The organism is uncultured Chloroflexus sp. (assembly GCF_937129525.1).
Taxonomy (GTDB): domain Bacteria; phylum Chloroflexota; class Chloroflexia; order Chloroflexales; family Chloroflexaceae; genus Chloroflexus.
In genome coordinates, this window is record NZ_CAKZNK010000074.1 from 62,332 (window position 1) to 79,101 (window position 16,770).

General features: G+C 58.7%; 13 protein-coding genes and 1 pseudogene. 7 read left to right on the plus strand and 7 right to left on the minus strand.

What is annotated here, in order from left to right:
- Nucleotides 1–125: 125 nt before the first annotated feature.
- From Q0650_RS09275 to proC, 3 genes are all read right to left on the minus strand, one after another.
- A complete protein-coding gene (locus Q0650_RS09275; RefSeq protein ID WP_298818201.1) occupies nucleotides 126–1,526 on the minus strand; it encodes a MurT ligase domain-containing protein in 1,401 nt (466 codons plus the stop codon).
- Nucleotides 1,527–1,690: 164 nt separating this feature from the next.
- On the minus strand, nucleotides 1,691–2,470 hold the full coding sequence (locus Q0650_RS09280; protein WP_298818203.1) for a hypothetical protein: 780 nt from the start codon (nucleotides 2,468–2,470) through the stop codon (nucleotides 1,691–1,693).
- Complete coding sequence (proC, locus tag Q0650_RS09285; protein ID WP_298818205.1) at nucleotides 2,471–3,289, minus strand: pyrroline-5-carboxylate reductase; 819 nt, start codon at nucleotides 3,287–3,289, stop codon at nucleotides 2,471–2,473.
- A gap of 219 nt (nucleotides 3,290–3,508) precedes the next feature.
- Between proC and Q0650_RS09290 the strand changes: the two genes are divergently transcribed.
- Nucleotides 3,509–4,414: a PIG-L deacetylase family protein gene (locus Q0650_RS09290; RefSeq protein WP_298818208.1), complete on the plus strand. Its 906-nt coding sequence runs from the start codon at nucleotides 3,509–3,511 to the stop codon at nucleotides 4,412–4,414.
- 114 nt (nucleotides 4,415–4,528) lie between these two features.
- On the opposite strand, the gene Q0650_RS09295 is transcribed toward Q0650_RS09290, so the two are convergent.
- The 4 genes from Q0650_RS09295 to Q0650_RS09310 all read right to left on the minus strand — a co-directional run bounded on the left by Q0650_RS09295 (nucleotide 4,529) and on the right by Q0650_RS09310 (nucleotide 9,275).
- On the minus strand, nucleotides 4,529–5,356 hold the full coding sequence (locus tag Q0650_RS09295; RefSeq protein WP_298818216.1) for a metallophosphoesterase: 828 nt from the start codon (nucleotides 5,354–5,356) through the stop codon (nucleotides 4,529–4,531).
- A 4-nt stretch (nucleotides 5,357–5,360) separates the two neighbouring features.
- Entirely contained in the window at nucleotides 5,361–5,498 is a 138-nt protein-coding gene (locus tag Q0650_RS09300) for a hypothetical protein (RefSeq protein ID WP_298818217.1), read from the minus strand.
- Between the two features lie 109 nt (nucleotides 5,499–5,607).
- Nucleotides 5,608–8,706, minus strand: a complete 3,099-nt coding sequence (locus Q0650_RS09305) for an SMC family ATPase (RefSeq protein WP_298818220.1) — start codon at nucleotides 8,704–8,706, stop codon at nucleotides 5,608–5,610.
- A 71-nt stretch (nucleotides 8,707–8,777) separates the two neighbouring features.
- Nucleotides 8,778–9,275, minus strand: a complete 498-nt coding sequence (locus tag Q0650_RS09310) for a hypothetical protein (RefSeq protein ID WP_298818223.1) — start codon at nucleotides 9,273–9,275, stop codon at nucleotides 8,778–8,780.
- A 414-nt stretch (nucleotides 9,276–9,689) separates the two neighbouring features.
- Between Q0650_RS09310 and Q0650_RS09315 the strand changes: the two genes are divergently transcribed.
- The 6 genes and pseudogenes from Q0650_RS09315 to Q0650_RS09340 all read left to right on the plus strand — a co-directional run.
- The gene (locus Q0650_RS09315) at nucleotides 9,690–10,451 is read left to right on the plus strand and encodes a TerC family protein (RefSeq protein WP_298818226.1); all 762 of its coding nucleotides are present in this window, start codon (nucleotides 9,690–9,692) and stop codon (nucleotides 10,449–10,451) included.
- A gap of 4 nt (nucleotides 10,452–10,455) precedes the next feature.
- Nucleotides 10,456–11,382 (plus strand): LysR family transcriptional regulator, encoded by a 927-nt coding sequence (locus Q0650_RS09320; RefSeq protein WP_298818228.1) that lies wholly within the window; start codon nucleotides 10,456–10,458, stop codon nucleotides 11,380–11,382.
- 67 nt (nucleotides 11,383–11,449) lie between these two features.
- Entirely contained in the window at nucleotides 11,450–12,673 is a 1,224-nt protein-coding gene (locus Q0650_RS09325; protein ID WP_298818231.1) for an NAD(P)/FAD-dependent oxidoreductase, read from the plus strand.
- 114 nt (nucleotides 12,674–12,787) lie between these two features.
- Nucleotides 12,788–14,665, plus strand: a complete 1,878-nt coding sequence (dnaK, locus tag Q0650_RS09330) for a molecular chaperone DnaK (protein ID WP_298818234.1) — start codon at nucleotides 12,788–12,790, stop codon at nucleotides 14,663–14,665.
- A 280-nt stretch (nucleotides 14,666–14,945) separates the two neighbouring features.
- Nucleotides 14,946–16,295, plus strand: a complete 1,350-nt coding sequence (locus Q0650_RS09335; protein ID WP_298818236.1) for a cytochrome P450 — start codon at nucleotides 14,946–14,948, stop codon at nucleotides 16,293–16,295.
- Between the two features lie 212 nt (nucleotides 16,296–16,507).
- Nucleotides 16,508–16,770: pseudogene (locus Q0650_RS09340) on the plus strand (hypothetical protein); the annotation flags it as partial.

The following is a 16,770-nucleotide window of genomic DNA, read 5'->3' on the forward strand; positions in this document are numbered from 1 at the left end:
TGAGTAGGGGCGGGTTTTAAACCCGCCCCTACGCTGTCTCCTGTCATCATGGAGGTTACCCCAACCCCGGCAGCGCATTTCCGGTCAGCGTATCGATGTATTCCGTTCGCGCGGATCTGCCGTTTTCAGGCTTCCCAAAAGGGTCTCGCCCACCCGCGACGCGCAATCTCAGCGCGCAAGTCGAGCATTGCCGTGTAGGTAGGCAAGACGGCAAGTGTTTCGCCCGGCGGAAGCGCTGCCAGCGCCGCATCGAGCGCTGCCGGTAGATCGTCGATCACCGTGATTGTGCGCCCGTCAACCCCGGCATAGTCAAGCCGCAGCGCCATATCGGCGGCGCGAGTGCCGCTTACGATGACGTGGGCCACCCGTCCGGCCAGCGGCTCGAAGTCGGCGTCCCACAGCCAGGAAACATCGGTGCCATCGGCAAAACGGTCGTTAATCGCGATTAAGAGGTGAAGTGGTGTCGTTGTCGTCGAGGTTAACATTCGCACCGTCTCAGAAGCACCCACCGGATTTTTGATCAACGCAATTAAGAGCGGTGGGCCGTCGGGTCCGGCGGTGATGCGCTCTATCCGACCGAAGGCAGCCTGGAAGTTCGTCAGCGCGGCACTGATAGTAGCTGGCGCAATCCCGAGCGCGAGCGCAGCGGCGGCGGCGGCAAGGGCATTCTGCGCATTGTAGAGACCGGGAATCGGCAAGCGCAAACGCAGAACGCCGGCAGGATGATCGATTTGTAATTCACTGCCGTTCAATCCACCCGGTTCAAGCATTGTGAGCGCAACCGCCGGCTCCGGGCGACGCCGACCGCATTGGGGGCAGGCATAATGGCCGATATGCGCGTAGAAGATACGCCGGTATTCGTAGCGGTGACCACAGTGATGACAAAACTGCGAATCGGCAATATGGGTAGCAGCAGCAACGGCGTGACGCTCGTCTTCCAGGCCAAAGGCGAGCGCGCGAGCGGCAAGGTTGCGGGTAATGTCGGCCAGCGCCGGATCATCGGCGTTAAAGACGACTGTGCTGGCAGGCGGTAGAGTTTGCAGCGACTTGCGCCAGTGACCGGCAATCGTGTCAATCTCGCCATACCGGTCAAGCTGATCGCGAAACAGATTGAGCAACACCACCAGGCGCGGGTGAGTTTCGCTTATCGCCTGCGGCAAGGCCGCTTCGTCGGTTTCGAACAGGGCGCGTCGGACGCGCGGTCGCCCATGCCAATCAGCATGACCAATCGCAACCGTTGTCAAACCCGGCAGTAGATTGGCGCCGGCGCGATTGTGGAGGAGCGACTCGCCAGCCTGTTCCAGGATCGCTGCCAGCATCCGACTGGTGGTTGTCTTGCCGTTCGTGCCGGCAACCAGAATCACGCCGTCCGACAAGGATGTGCAGATGGCGGTCAGAATAGTCGGATCAAGCGCGCGGGCCAGTTGACCGGGTAAGCTGGTGCCACCGCCGAGATGCAGGCGGCGCGAGAGGGTTCCAGCGGCGCGAGCCAGCGCCAGTGCGGCGGTAGTGCGAAGCTTGTTCATAGCTATGGTGTTATCTGGCGCAAAAGGAAGGCAAATTCATCCTCTGGTCTCCAGGTCGTGAGTCACGCCCAAGGTGTTATGCCCGGTAGTGTGATGAATGCGCGTCAACGGAGGCCAATGCATGATTTGCCGATATGTCTCAGACCATCGAACATAGACAACGTTTACCGTAACCCCGCTTTGCGCAACGCGGCGGCCAGAGGATTATCGTCATCACTATCGTCATTATCGCTGCTACTGGCGAAGAGCGAGGTTGCCGGCGGCGGCTCCACGTCAGTTTCATCATCAAAATCATCTTCTTCCCAGTTGAGTGCCAGATTCTCTGCTCCTGCCAGCGCAATAATGTCATCGACGCTAAACAACATCAAATTGACTTGATTATCGTCAGGCGAACGAGTCGCCAGATCATCAATGCGTTGTAACTGGGGCAGCGCAGTCAATACCTCGCTGAGCGGTTCAGGTCGGCGAGGTGGCGGTCGATCGCTTGCCATCAACGCATCAGCAGCAGCGCTATCAATGGGAATGCCGGTATCAACCAGCAAAATCGTTACGCCAACCCGGTGGAAGAGGAGATGCAAGATCTGGCGCGTTTCGTTGAGTTGGGCAACGGCGCGACGCAAGGCGCTGGCGGTGCGGCTGGCCTTGATTTCAAAGACCCACGCTACCCCATCGATAATGGCCAGCGCATCGAGTTCGCGATACTTGATTTGAGCTGTCCGGTTGCGCCGCTCTTCGTATTCGAGAATGCGCCGTTCGTCGAGCGGCAACTGCGTTGCCAGCCAGTCGCGCAATGCCGCTTCGGCCTGGCTGCCAAAGATGTCGCGCTGGCGAGGCGGACGGATTGCCTTCTGGTTTTTGCGTTGCAGCTTAAACTGTTCGACATACGCGCGATAGCGCCGATCGTCCTCAGTTGTCAATCGCGCGCGGGCATAACTGGTTGCCATTCAGTCCTGCCTTCCCAATTCAACCGAGCGGCGATAGGCGGCCCAAATCGCATCGGCCAGCACTGTGCGCAACCCGCCTCGTTCAAGCTCGCTCAGCGCAGCAGCGCTGGTGCCGCCAGGTGAGGTGACGGCATTGCGCAACTGAGCCGGATGCATTCCGCTCTGAATCGCATACTGCACCGAACCAAGCATCGTCTGCTGTACCAGTTCTTCGGCGATCCGGCGCGACAGTCCAAGGTGAACACCGGCATCGATCATCGCTTCCATCATCAAAAAGACGTATGCCGGACCGGTGCCGTTGATGGCGGTTGCCATATCGAGGTAGGTTTCATTATCCACGAAGAGTTCGCGCCCCAGCGCACCCAGCACCGTGGCGGCCCATTGGCGCTGGCGTTCGGTCACTGCCGGAGCGGCGGTCCATACGGTCATGCCACAACCGATTTGGGCTGGTGTGTTAGGCATGCTACGCACCACTGCCGGATGGGCAAGCGCTTCGGCAAACGAAGCAATCGTTGCGCCAGCAATCACCGAGATGACCAGATCTTCGTCACGGATCGCGCCACGCAACGGTGGCAACACGCGCCGTAACTGTTGTGGCTTGACGGCAAAGATCACAACCCGGCCCCATTTGGCCGCTTCAAGATTGTCGTGGGTAACGCGAATGTGATAGCGATGGGCGAGTTCGCGCCGTCGTTCTTCGCGTGGGTGGCTGACCAAAATCTGCTCGGCGGCAACCAGCTCATTGCGCAGCAGTCCGCCGATAATCGCTTCACCCATTGCGCCGGCGCCGATCACGGCAATTGGTAAATCAGACAGCATGGACGATCACCTGTAGCATATGCCGGTCGTTTAGTTCATTGCGTGACCGGCGACATGAACCATTTCTGTGCGATATGATACCATAGTGACCGGTTATGTGTAGTCGTCAGAGGCTGACATAACTGTTTGCCATAGCGAACCAATTCTCGCCGCGCGCTGATTCTTCTGACCCGGCATTGTCTGTCGCAGCTTTTGCGCGGAATAGTTGATAGGAATCTTATGATGCTCAATCAAGAAGAGACCATTGTTCTTCGGCCAGCCATAGTGCCGGATGTTCGTCCGACGTTGCTGGCAGTCTTTGCCCATCCCGATGACGAAAGCTTCGGGCCAGGCGGCACGCTGGCGCGCTATGCCTGGTCAGGAGTTGCAGTGCATCTGATCTGCGCAACTGGCGGTGAAGAGGGTACCGTCGATCCGGCATTACTCAATGGCTACGACTCGGTAGCAGCGTTGCGCCGGGATGAATTGTTGCGCGCTGCCGAGGCTTTGGGGCTGAGCAGCGTCACTTTGCTTGGCTATCGCGATTCGGGTATGCCCGGCACGGAAGCCAATCGCCATCCGGCGGCGCTAGTCAACCAGCCTCGCGAACAGGTCGTGGCGCAATTGGTGCGTCACATCAGACGCTTGCGTCCACAGGTGGTTATCACCTTCGATCCAATCGGTGGCTATCGCCATCCTGATCATGTCGCCGTCCATGAAGCGACAGTTGCCGCCTTCCACGCTGCCGGTGATCCAACCGCCTTTCCAGACGCCGGATCGCCGTATGCGCCCCAAAAGCTCTACTACACAACCTTCTCGCGCCGGTTGTTGCGCTTGTTAGTGCGCCTGATGCCACTGTTTGGTCGCGATCCACGCGCTTTTGGGCGCAATCGTGATGTCGATCTGACCAAACTGGCCGAAGTGGAATTTCCGACCCACGCCCGGATTGATACGACGCCAGTGCGCGAACAGGCGCGAGCGGCAGCGCTGGCCCACGTGAGCCAGGGGGCGGGAGGGCCGTTTGCGCGTGGCCCTCTCGGGACAGTGTTGAGTTTGCTGGGTAGGGCCGATACCTTCATGCGCGCATACCCTCCGGCCACTGATGGGGAGTATGAGGACGATCTCTTTGCCGGGGTAAGCTGGTAGCATGGCACGCTCAGGGTGCAATGTCATCCGCTCAATCAGGGCAGGGATAGGAGACATCTTTGTCCTGTTCCTGCCGCTCAACCTTCTCCTGATTCTCAGGCTGCGGCCTGAAGCTCACCCGTCGACCAGTGCCCGCTGACGCGGTAGCCAGTGTTCGGCGATGGGCTGAAAGCCGTCGCTCCCACGCGCAAGCCGCAAGTGCTGCACTCGCGTGCCATCGGGTTCGACTGTGATCAGGTTGCAGGTGTTCACGCCGTGTTCATCGCCGTAGCCGCGTCGCGAGGTTGTGGTTCCGCTCTGCACGATATAGGTGCCGTGACGCAGATCGGGCATAAAGTCGCGCGTATTGCCCACAAAACTCACGTGAAGGTGACCACACAGCAGCAGATCAACTGCCAGTTCGTCGAGCAGTCGGATCGCAGCCGACGCATTAGTGATGGTCACGCGTTTGCGCTGATAGGTTGGTGGCAAGGCAACCGGGTGATGCCAGACAACGATTTTGTAGGTATCGGGGCCGAATGGTGTCAGCCGTTCCCGCAGGGCGGCGATCTGATCGGGGTAAAGCTTGCCACCGTCTACCGTCCAGCCATGGGCAGTGCAGGCGCCAACGATGACCAGGCCGGGCGCAGTGAAGACCGGGTTGAGATCGGGCGAGATATGCTGCTGGTAGCGGCGCAGAGGCGCAAACAGGCGTTCGTGCAGGTGAAAGAGTGGTACGTCGTGATTGCCGGCCACAACCAGTTGCGGTTTCGGCAGACGGTCACGCAGCGCCTGCGCGACCCGCCATTGAGCGATAAAATCGGCGCGCTGAACGAAGTCACCCGAAATGACAACCAGATCAGGCTGAAGCGCATGCGCATCGGTGACCAGTCGTTCCGCTGCCGCAGGGTTGAATGGCGGACCGGTGTGTACATCCGAGATATGCAGAATGCGAAACGCCACGGCCCTACTCCTCTGTGGCAGGCGAAGTGGCAGCGCGCGCTTTCTCGCGGGCAAGATTGAAGATGGCGCGCCCAATCAACACCGCTTCGACGACGACAGCAACCACAAATGTGTATTTGAGCAGCGTCGGTATGATTTCCATGACCCAAGCCTTTCTGCCAGTGGGTTAACTGCGATAACTCTTGCTCAGAGCCGGGTTGCAAGCCGGCCCATGCTGTTGCCAGCATCGTATCACATCCATTGCCGATCAGCTACCCGCGCAGTTCCCAACGACTGCCGCGCGGCGTCTTGCGAATTTCGAGTGTTGCCGGAAAGCGATCTTTGAGATCGTCGATGTGAGTGATCACGACAATCCGGGCAAAGTCTTGCTGGATGGCAGTAATTGCTTCCACCATTCGCTCACGACCATCGGCATCAAGCGAACCAAAACCTTCATCGATGACCAGGGTTTCCAGCCGTGCTCCGGCGCGATGGGCAAGCAGACGGGAAAGGGCAATGCGAATGGCGAAGTTGACTCGCATCGCTTCACCACCACTGAAAGCGGCATAGTTACGGGTGCCAAGCGCATCGGAAATCTGCACCTCGAGCGTCTCAACGGTATCGCCTTTCTTTGTATCGCGCTGCATCTCAAAGCGCAGATGCATCTGCCCATCGCTAAGGCGGGCAAGCAAGCGATTGGCTTCATCCTCGATTTGCGGGATCGCCGTTTCGATCAACATAGCCTGCACACCCTTCTTGCCGAAAGCTTCGGCCAGCTCGGCAAACAGTCCGATCCGTTCGCGCAGATGCTGCTCTTGGGCCTGCAATGCCGTCAGCTCGTCAGTCGCCGCCTCAGCCTGCCTGAGGTACGTCTGTTTCTCGATCAGATCGCGTTCAGCAGCTTGCAAAGCGAGATCGATCTCACTCAGACGCTGCATTAGGCGAGTAACGGTAGCCTGCGCTGCCGGTAATTCGATCAGATGGCGGGCCAGCTCATCAGCTTCAGTTTGCAACGCTTGCCGTTCGCGTCCGGCATGATCGCGCAACATCTGCGTTTGGACGCGCATCCGCACATCGCTGTGGTAGCGTTGTTCGGCCAGCAACAATGCTCGCTCCTCTTGTTCCCAGCGGGCTAGCGCGCGCGCGTTAGCCCGCGCCGTTTCAAGCAGCTCTGGCCGGTAATTGAGCTGCTCGATCTCGGCTACCACCTGCCTTCCGGCAATCCGAATGTCGTGAGCGAAATCATTTTCGTCAATCTGGCGCTGCAATTCAGCGACAGTCGCCTCGGCGACGGGTAATTGAGACGGCGCGGCCTGCAAACGTTCCAGCTCGCGCCGACAACTATCAAGCTCACCTTCTAACCGACTCTGGTTGCGAAGCTGACCTTCAAGTGCGACCAGTTCTGATCTCACCAGCTCCAGATCGCGCCGGACACCGGCTTCATCACTCAGTTCAGCCAACTGGGAGATGATATAGTCTAATTCGTCCTGCAACGCTGGGTCAATCGTGTTAGTGTCCAGTCGCTCTTCCAGCGCAGCGATTTGGCTTACCAGCGTATTCCGTTCGCTTTGCCATTGCTCAGCCTGGGCCAACTGGCGAGCCAGCATTTCGCCAGTGGCTGCCTGTTTGCGCAGATTGATCAGCTCTTTTTCACCGGCGGCGATAGCAGCGCGCAATTCCTTGAGGTTACGCTCGGTGGCTTTAGCATCGGCAGTTGCCCGCTCAACGCGCATGCGCAACTCGGCCAGTTCTTGCTCGTAGTGAGCGACAACGTGCTGCGCTTCAGCCGCATCAAGTGGATGACGGCAAACCGGACACAAACCGTTGCCCGTCATCAGCAATTCCTGGTTGGTTTGTAGTCTGGCAATCGCTGTTTGTGCCTGTTCAACTGCGATCCGGGCGGCGCTCAGCGCATCAACGGCAGCCTGTTCTTGCTGGCGGCGGGCTTGTTGCTGCTCTTCTAGCGCGTGAGCGGCAGTCTGAGCAGCCTGGGCCGCGCTCAATGCAACGCGCCAGGTCTCAGCTTCAGCGAGCTGCTGATCGAGTCGGCGCAGATCCTGCTGGTAGCGGGTTAGTTCAGCGTACAGCGTGTTCCGTTGCTGGTCAAGCTGCGTCTGAACCAGCTTCTGGCGCATGGTAAGATCGCGAATCTGAGCCAGGCGCTGTTCCAGCGCCATCTGCTGTTCTTGCGCCTGAACCAGCCGCATTTGCAACGGCTCCAGTTCACGCAGCCGCGCCTGCAATGTTGCTGCTTGCCGCTGCAATTCGTCCAGGCGCGCCACGCTCTCACGCAGGCGGTCACGCTCTTGTTCAGCCTGCCACAACTGCTGTTTGAGCAGATAGAGTTCGTTCTTCAGCGCTTGTTGCAGTTCGCCTTTCTGCGCCATCAACTCATCGTACCGGTTGCGCAGCGCTTCGAGCCGTTCCACTTCAGCGCGGGCGGCGGCAAGTTCGGCCAAACCAGCCTCAATTGCCGGGCGGCGGGCAATCACCTGTTCATCAGCAGCGATGCGCCGGCTCATTTCACGCAGATCGTTGTCGTAGCGCTGAATGTCGGCGTTCAGAGTCGCAATCCGGCTCTGCACTTCGCGTTGACGTTGGGCCAGCGCTTCTAATTCGCGCAGACGATTGAACGCGGTGGCGTACTCAACTTCCAGCGCTGCCCGGTCTGACTGAAGCTGAGCGCACCGTTGTTCAGCATCGGCAACGGCCTGCTGCCAGAAAGGAACTTTTTCGGCAATCGGCTGAAGCGACTCTAGCCGACCGCGCACCCTGATCGCCTCAGCGTCGAGCGCGCGCACTCGGTCGCGCGCGCGTTGTTCGAGCGCAGCGTATTCAGCCAGATCGAGGATCTCGGCCAGCACCTCTTTGCGTTCAGCGGGTGTTTTGCTGGTAAATTCATCGGCTCGCCCCTGCAAGAGGAACGAAGCGTTGATAAAGGTGCGGTACGACATGCGCAGCAGACTGTTGAGCCGGGCCTGCGTCTCGCGTATCGTATTTTCGCCCAGCGGGCGCCAGGTCTTGCCATCGAAACTCTGCAAATCGAGCCAGGTTTTCCCTGAACCTGTCCCGCGTCCGCTGCTACGACCGCGTTGACGTTGACGGATCACACGGTACTTGCGCCCATCGAGAGCGAAGACCAGCTCGACCATCATTTCGGTTTCGCCTTGCGCGATCAAGTCATCGTCGGAGCTTCGTCCTTCACCCCACAGCGCCCACGTAATCGCGTCAAGCAGAGTCGATTTACCGGCGCCATTTTCACCCGACAAACAAAGCACATGGATGCCGTCGAGTTCAAGCCGGAGCGGATTGCCGTCATCGTCGGTGCGATAACACATGAAATTGCGTAACGTCAGTTGGAGTGGAATCATATGGAGGTGTTGTGCGGCTTACTCAAAGCGCCGAAGCAACTATATTCACCGGTGGTAGAAATGCTGTTTCATCAGCGCGAACGTTGTTGTTCATGAATAATATCCGGCTCGACCCCGAGCGCAGTCGCAATCCGGCGAATGCCACGATCATTCAGGCTGATGAGATAAAACGGCACTAGCGGCAGACGTTCGCCGGAGCGCAGAGCGAGGATCAGCCGATATTGAGCGCGGCGCAAAATGCGCACTTCCAGCCCCTTCACATCGGCCAGCAAACGCTCCTGGCGAGCGCGGCCCAGCAATCCATATGAAGTGATGGTAATAATTCCGCGCCGGTGATCGATCCGACAGATACCGAACTGACCACCAGTGAAGAGGGTAAAGAGCATCATCCCAACCAGCAGCGCAATCGAGACCATTGCGCCGGCAGTGATAGTTTGTCCGCCAGTAACGAAAGGTTGCACAATTGTGCTCACTCCATAGAGAACAAAGGCGGCAAAGCTCCATGTTAGCCATGGAATGAATCGGACAGTGAGATGATCGGGGCCACCTTGGGCCAATTGCCATGTCATAGCGCAAACTGTAAGGAATGCAACAAAATCCGACCGGGTTCTCTTGTCATTATACCAGCTCCACTCGCCTGGCGACATACCACGCCAACACCAACCAGCCCCGCCGCGAAGAGGATGAACCCTTCATACAAGAGCGACGCATAGACGCATACGTCGCCCATGCCCATACCCCCTCCAGGCAGGGGGGAACCGTCTGTAGGGGCGGGTTTCAAACCCGTCCCTACCCCCTACCCCCTACCTACCTATCGCCTATCGCCTATCGTCTATCAGCTATCGGCTATCGCCTATCGCCTATCGGCTATCGCCTATCGCCTATTGGCTATCGCCTATCACAACATTGACCGTCCCCGCAGCGAGTGCTACCATTAGCGTCATGCATAGCGCATCTGGCAACAGAAAGGTGCCACAACAGTTATGGAATCCATCTTCTCAATCGAAAATCTCCTCGCGCTGATCACATTGACCGTCATGGAGATCGTCCTTGGCGTTGACAACATCATTTTTATCAGCATCCTGGCCGGCAAATTACCGGTAGCCCAGCAGCGACCGGCCCGTCAGATCGGTCTTGCCCTTGCTTTAATCACCCGCTTGCTGCTTCTGCTCTCAATCAGTTGGATCGCCAGTCTGACGCAGCCACTCTTTGAAATCGGTCCGTGGCACGTTACCGGGCGCAGCCTGATAATGCTCGGCGGTGGCCTCTTCCTGATCTACAAAGCCACGACCGAGATCCACGAAAAGCTTGAGGGCGCTGAACACGGTGAGCAGACAGTCGCAGCCACAACAATGCAGGCCGTCGTGTTTCAGATCATTCTCCTCGACATCGTCTTCTCGCTCGACTCAGTGATCACCGCTGTCGGCATGGCTAACGAACTGTGGGTAATGATGGTAGCCGTGATCATCGCAGTGGGGGTCATGCTCTTCCTGGCAGAAGGAATTGCCAGATTTGTCAACGAACACCCGACGGTGAAGATGCTGGCGCTCAGCTTTCTCTTGCTGATCGGCTTTTCGCTGGTCGCCGAAGGGTTCGAGCTACACATTCCGAAGGGCTATATCTACTTTGCTATGGGCTTCTCGGTCATGGTCGAGCTGCTCAATCTGCGGGTAGCAGCCAAAACGAAAGCCCGTCATCCGGTGCAGTTGCATCAACGCTACGATACCACCAAACTCAGCCAATGATACTATGCTGAATACCGTCTACCTGCAAACCTTTCTCGCCGTGGTCGAGACCGGTTCATTCTCGGCAGCGGCCAGGCGCTTGCATATGTCACAACCGGCAGTGAGTCAACAGATTCGAGCATTGGAAGAGCAGGTTGGTGGAGTGCGGCTCTTTCGCCGCAGCGGTCAGCAGATGGTATTGACGCTAGCTGGTGAGCAGTTGCTGAGCAGCGCTCGCGAGCTGGTTGCTATGGCAGAGCGCGCTGTGCAGACGGTGAGCGCATTGCGCGGTCAAATTGGTGGTCGGGTCACCGTTGGCTGTCTGGCCGGTGGCGCTGAAGCATTTTTACCGCATCTGCTGGCAATTGCGCAGCGTCACTACCCGGCGGTCGTGGTGGATATTGATATAGCAACGACCGAACGGTTGTTGGAAGGGTTGAGTGAGCGACGCTTCGATCTCGTTCTGCTCAGCGATGCGCCGCGACGACGAGGCCTTGAATTGCGCCTGCTGGGTGGTGAACGCCTGGCGTTGACCGCCGCAGCCGGCCATCCCCTCTTGCAGCAGGATCAGGTTCCGGCTGGAATCCTGCGTGACTATCCGCTGGCGTTACCCCGGATCGGCCATCCGTTGCGGCGTGTCATCGAAGACGGCTTGCGCCGGCGCGGTCTGAACATCAACGATATGCGCGTGATATTCGAAGCCGACAGCCCTTCGCTGCTCCGCTCTGCGGTTGAAGCGGGTCTGGCGCTCGCCTTCCTGCCGGTGAGCGTCTTGCCTCTACGGCTTGACCAGATCGGTATCGTGACCCTGGCTGGTCAGCCGCTGGCCCAAGAGTGGCATCTGATCCGTTTGCGCGAGCGATCACCTTCGCGCGTCGTCGATCTGCTCACCGAAGCTTTGTCGAGCGACGAGGCGCGGCTTACGTTGCTGAAACTGGGATTGACCACGTGAGAGCGAGTGCATTCGCAACCGTAGTAGCAGTGCCGGTTATCGTTGTGCTGGCAGTAATTGAGGTGTTATGGAACAGGTCATCGTTATCGGCGCCGGTATTGCCGGTTTAGCGGCAGCTCATGCTCTCAATGCTGCCGGTTACCCGGTTCGAGTGCTGGAAGCCCGATCACGAATCGGCGGTCGCATCTGGACAGATCTGCGTTACGGGCCGGTGGAGTTTGGCGCCGAATTTATTCACGGTCACCGCGCCGCGACGTGGGAGCTGGTTCGGCGGGCCGACTTGCCGGTCTCGCGCTGGGGGCGTGACCGCCGCTTCGCCATCGGCGGGCAGATCCTCACTCCCGATCATCCAATCAGTGCAGCAGTGCTAACTCTCTATCAGCAAGTGTGTGAGTATCGCGGACCTGAGGTAACGGTTGCGACCCTCCTTGACCGACTTGCCCCTTCATCTGCAGCGCGGATGCTGGTCGGGCGCTGGCTTGCCAACCTCGAAGGCGCCGATCTTTCGCGCCTCAGCGCAGTGGCGCTGGCCCGTGAGCGCCGGCTGAGCACAACCGGCCAGGACAACTTTCACATCGATAGCGGCTACCTTCAACTCTTGACCCCACTCAGCGCCGGTCTGGTCATCGAGACTTGCTCGGTAGTCACGCACATTCGCTGGGATGAACGCCAGGCTGAAGTCACCCTCGCCGATAGTCGTCGGTTGCGCGCTCGCCATCTCGTTATCACCGTGCCGGTTTCGCTCTTGCAGGCCGGCCAACCGCTCTTCGATCCACCGCTACCTGCCGCGAAACAGGCGGCGCTCGCTGCCATTCCAATGGGTAACGTCACCAAACTGGCGCTCTGGTTTAACCGGCAATTCTGGCCTGATTTTACCGTACTCAGCACCGATGGCACAATCGCAACGTGGTGGCCGGTGACGAGCGCCCGGGTGCCGACCCTCATGGGGTATATGGGTGGTCAACAGGCGCTAACGGTGGCCGGACTAGGCGAAGCGGAGGCGATAGCCGTGGCCTTGCGCGAGCTAAGCGCACTCTTTGGCATCGATGCGACAGCGTACTACTGTGACGGTCAACTGATTGACTGGTCGCGCGATCCGTGGAGCCGTGGCGCGTACACGTATAGTGCCGCTGAAACTCTGGCGGCTCGCGTTGCGCTGGCCGAACCGGTCGGGCCATTGCACTTTGCCGGCGAAGCAACCGTCACCGGCGCTGAAATTGCGACCGTCCATGGCGCCTTTGAGAGTGGACGACGGGCAGCGCGCGAGATCGTGTTGGCCGCCGAACCGTAAATTCCAACATACCTCTAACATCCCGCTAGTGTATCGTTGCCAGAAAACCGGTACACTACGCACAGAGATAGAATGCCCGCAGGGGTATACAACATTGCAACGGAGGCTATCGATATGGGCAAGATTGTAGGAATTGACCTTGGCACGACCAACTCGTGCATTGCAGTTATGGAAGGCGGTGACGTGGTTGTCATTCCCAACGCGGAAGGCAATCGCACCACCCCCTCGGTTGTCGCCTTTGCCAAGAATGGCGAGCGGCTGGTTGGTCAAACCGCCAAACGGCAGGCGACCATCAATCCTGAGAATACCCTCTACTCGGTCAAGCGCTTTATTGGCCGCTCCTTCGACGAAGTGACCGAAGAGCGTGAGCGCGTACCCTTCAAAGTGGTGAAAGGGCCGCGCAACGACGTGCGCATCTACGTGCCGCAGACCGGCAGAGAGTATGCGCCGCAAGAGATCTCGGCAATGGTGTTGCAAAAACTGAAAGCCGATGCCGAGGCCTTCCTGGGCGAGCCGATCACCCAGGCCGTCATCACCGTGCCGGCCTACTTCAACGACAGCCAGCGCCAGGCAACCAAAGATGCCGGCAAGATTGCCGGTCTGGAAGTTTTGCGCATCATTAACGAGCCGACTGCCGCTGCTCTGGCTTATGGCCTTGATAAGAAGAAGGACGAGACGATCCTGGTTTTCGACCTTGGTGGCGGCACTTTCGACGTGAGCATTCTCGAAGTTGGCGACGGCGTGATCGAGGTCAAGGCGACCAGCGGTGACACGCACCTTGGCGGTGACGACTACGATGCCGCGATCGTCAACTGGATCATCGACGAGTTCCGCAAAGACCAGGGCATCGATCTGAGCAAGGATCGGCAGGCGTTGCAACGGCTGAAAGAGGCCGCTGAAAAGGCCAAGATGGAACTCAGCTCGATGATGGAGACCGAAATCAACCTGCCCTTCATCACGGCTGATGCCAGCGGGCCGAAGCACCTGGCGATGAAGCTGACACGGGCGAAGTTCGAGCAACTCACCGCGCACCTGACTGAGCGCCTGCGCGATCCGGTCTTGCGCGCGCTCAAGGACGCCGGCTTGCAGCCGCACCAGATCGACGAAGTAGTGCTGGTCGGCGGTTCGACCCGCATGCCGGTTGTGCAAGAGCTGGTGCGCAAGATGCTTGGCAAGGAGCCGAACAAGAGTGTCAACCCCGATGAAGTGGTAGCGGTTGGCGCGGCCATCCAGGCTGCCGTATTGGGTGGCGAAGTCAAAGATGTCTTATTGCTCGACGTGACGCCGCTCTCGCTCGGTGTCGAGACGCTCGGTGGCGTGATGACCAAACTGATCGAGCGCAACACGACCATCCCGACCCGCAAGACGGAAATCTTCTCGACGGCGGCGGATGGTCAAACAGCGGTTGACATTCACATCTTGCAAGGCGAGCGCGAGATGGCTGCCGACAACATCACGCTCGGTCGCTTCCGCCTCGAAGGTATCCCGCCGGCGCCGCGTGGCGTGCCGCAAATCGAGGTAACCTTCGATATCGACGCCAACGGCATCTTAAACGTGAGCGCGCGCGACAAAGCAACCGGCAAAGAGCAGCGCATCACGATCACTGCCAGCACCAACCTCTCGAAAGAAGAGGTCGAGCGCATGGTGCGTGAAGCGCAGATCCACGCCGCCGAAGACAAAGCGCGCCGCGAGTTGGTCGAGCTGAAGAACCAGGCCGACAGCCTCGCCTATCAGACCGAGAAGTCGCTCAAGGAGCTGGGTGACAAGGTCGATAGCATCGAACGCAGCCGGATCGAGGGCCTGATCAAAGATCTGCGCGAAGCCATCGCCAAAGAGGATCGCAGCCGCATCCAGCAACTCTCGAACGAGTTGCAGCAAGCGATGTTCAAGATCTCGCAGGCGGCCTACGGCGATGGCGCAACGCCAGGCGCCGGCAGCAGCAGCGGTCGCAAAGACGATGGCGTCGTCGAGGGCGAGTACACGGTGAACTAATCACCGGGCCACATGCTGCGGCAACGGCTCACAACCGTCGCGACCGTTGCTCGCAGCCAGTCAAGCGCATCCGGGGCAGGTCATCTACCTGTCCCGATTTTGTTTTGCGTTTGCGCGGGGAGTGGTTTTTAGCGCCATTTGGGAAGCCATCGCTCACTTGAATCGCGCTATCCGGCTACTGGTACATCTGCTTTCCTCCGCTGAACAGGTACCTTGCGCTTCGAGTTGGAATGTGCTATGCTATTGCTGGCCGTTCGCAAGCAATAATACCTTCACGACGATGACTCTTCCCGCTCAAGCAATTCCAGGCCCGCGTGGCATGCCCATCATTGGCGTCGTTCACCGTCTGCTCGGTGATCCGCTTGAGTTCATGGCGCGCGTTCACCGTCACTACGGCGATCTGGTGAAGCTGCCTCTCGGTAAGCACACCATGTACCTTGCTGCGCATCCCGACATGATTAAGCGGATCACCCAGGAAAACTGGAAAAACTACATCAAGCGCTACGCAACCATGGACGAGATCCTTGGTCAGGGGTTGGTAACCAGCAATGGCCAACTCTGGCTCCGCCAGCGGCGGCTGATGCAGCCGGCCTTTCACCATCAGCGGATTGCGCGCATGGCCGAGATGATGGTGGAGGAGACGGAGCGGATGCTGACGCGCTGGGAGGGCTATGCGCGCAGCGGCCAGCCGTTTGATATGCAAGACGAGCTCATGTTGCTGGCCGAAAAGGTGATTGTGCGAGCGATGTTCAGCACGTCGCTCAACGACGATGAGGCAGCAACGATCGGCAAAGCCTTTAACGATACGCTGAATTGGGTGGCCGGTCAGCAATTCCGGTTTTGGCAGCCGCCGCGGAGCTGGCCGACAGCGGGGAATCTGCGCTACCGGCGCAATCTTGCCTTGCTAGAGGGCGTTGTCTATCGTTTGATTGAGGAACGACGCCACCAGCAGGGAGTACACGATGACCTGCTCGAGATGCTGGTCACCGCGTGCGATGCCGAGACCGGCGAGCAGATGTCGACTCAGCAAATCCGTGACGAGGTGATGACGATCTTCCTGGCCGGGCACGAAACCACCGCGGGTACGATGTCGTGGATGTTGCATGTGCTGAGTCACCACGGCGATGCCGAACGAAAGCTGCGCGCCGAGTATGCAACATACCTGGGTGGCCGCAACCCAACGCCGGCTGACCTTCCCAAACTGACCTTCAACCGGATGGTCATCGACGAAACCTTGCGCCTCTATCCACCGACGTGGATGCTCTCGCGGGTCCTGGTTGACTCTGACACGCTGGGCGGCTACGAAGTACCCGCCGGCTCATCGGTGCTCCTGAGTCCGTATGTTACCCACCGCCACCCTGCGTTCTGGCCACATGCCGAGAGCTTTGACCCCGAACGCTTCTGCCCAGCCGAGGCTGAAGGTCGGCACAAGTTTGCCTACATTCCGTTCTTGAGCGGGCCGCGGCAGTGCATCGGCAATCAATTCGCGCTGATGGAGATGCAACTGATGCTGCCAATGATCCTGCAACGGTTCTGGGTGAGCGCCGTTCCCGGTTATCCGGTGCGTCCGATCCCGCGGGCCACGCTACGTCCCGGCCCGCGCTTGTGGATGCAGGTGGCGCTAGCGTAACATTGATACGATTGGGGATTGTGGATGGTCAGGAACTGGCAATGAAAAATTGCCAGCAGGCAGTTGATCTGATGCCAGGATACTGTCGCCATAAAGCTGAACATTCGGTAGAAGAGACTTTACCCATCAGGAATAATAGAGTATAATCTGTCTTGCCCATCTGCATGGATGTCAAGCCATGCAAAGCGCGACGCAGAAAGGCAAGGTATAGCATGGTAGAGACGCGACCGCAAACTTCATCCGACACTTCAAACGACGAGATTGATCTGAAACCGTACATATTCGCTCTCATCAACGGATGGAAAATATTGCTTGGCGCCGGTTTGCTGGCTGCGGTTGCTGTTATCGCATACTCCATTGTTTCTTCTTTGCTACTCGCGCCGCCCTATCGCGTTTCGGCCCGGTTAATTATTCCTTCCATAGCGGTCAACAGGGCGGAAACAGAGGCACTGGCGGCTCGGAGAGAGTTTCTTGT

Coding starts and splice junctions, on each gene's coding strand:
- Q0650_RS09335 (WP_298818236.1), top strand. CDS start 14,946: ATGACTCTTCCCGCTCAAGCAATTCCAGGCCCGCGTGGCATGCCCATC.
- Q0650_RS09305 (WP_298818220.1), bottom strand. CDS start 8,706: ATGATTCCACTCCAACTGACGTTACGCAATTTCATGTGTTATCGCACC.
- Q0650_RS09300 (WP_298818217.1), bottom strand. CDS start 5,498: ATGGAAATCATACCGACGCTGCTCAAATACACATTTGTGGTTGCTGTC.
- proC (WP_298818205.1), bottom strand. CDS start 3,289: ATGCTGTCTGATTTACCAATTGCCGTGATCGGCGCCGGCGCAATGGGT.
- Q0650_RS09315 (WP_298818226.1), top strand. CDS start 9,690: ATGGAATCCATCTTCTCAATCGAAAATCTCCTCGCGCTGATCACATTG.
- Q0650_RS09275 (WP_298818201.1), bottom strand. CDS start 1,526: ATGAACAAGCTTCGCACTACCGCCGCACTGGCGCTGGCTCGCGCCGCT.
- Q0650_RS09290 (WP_298818208.1), top strand. CDS start 3,509: ATGATGCTCAATCAAGAAGAGACCATTGTTCTTCGGCCAGCCATAGTG.
- Q0650_RS09325 (WP_298818231.1), top strand. CDS start 11,450: ATGGAACAGGTCATCGTTATCGGCGCCGGTATTGCCGGTTTAGCGGCA.
- Q0650_RS09280 (WP_298818203.1), bottom strand. CDS start 2,470: ATGGCAACCAGTTATGCCCGCGCGCGATTGACAACTGAGGACGATCGG.
- Q0650_RS09310 (WP_298818223.1), bottom strand. CDS start 9,275: ATGACATGGCAATTGGCCCAAGGTGGCCCCGATCATCTCACTGTCCGA.
- Q0650_RS09320 (WP_298818228.1), top strand. CDS start 10,456: ATGCTGAATACCGTCTACCTGCAAACCTTTCTCGCCGTGGTCGAGACC.
- dnaK (WP_298818234.1), top strand. CDS start 12,788: ATGGGCAAGATTGTAGGAATTGACCTTGGCACGACCAACTCGTGCATT.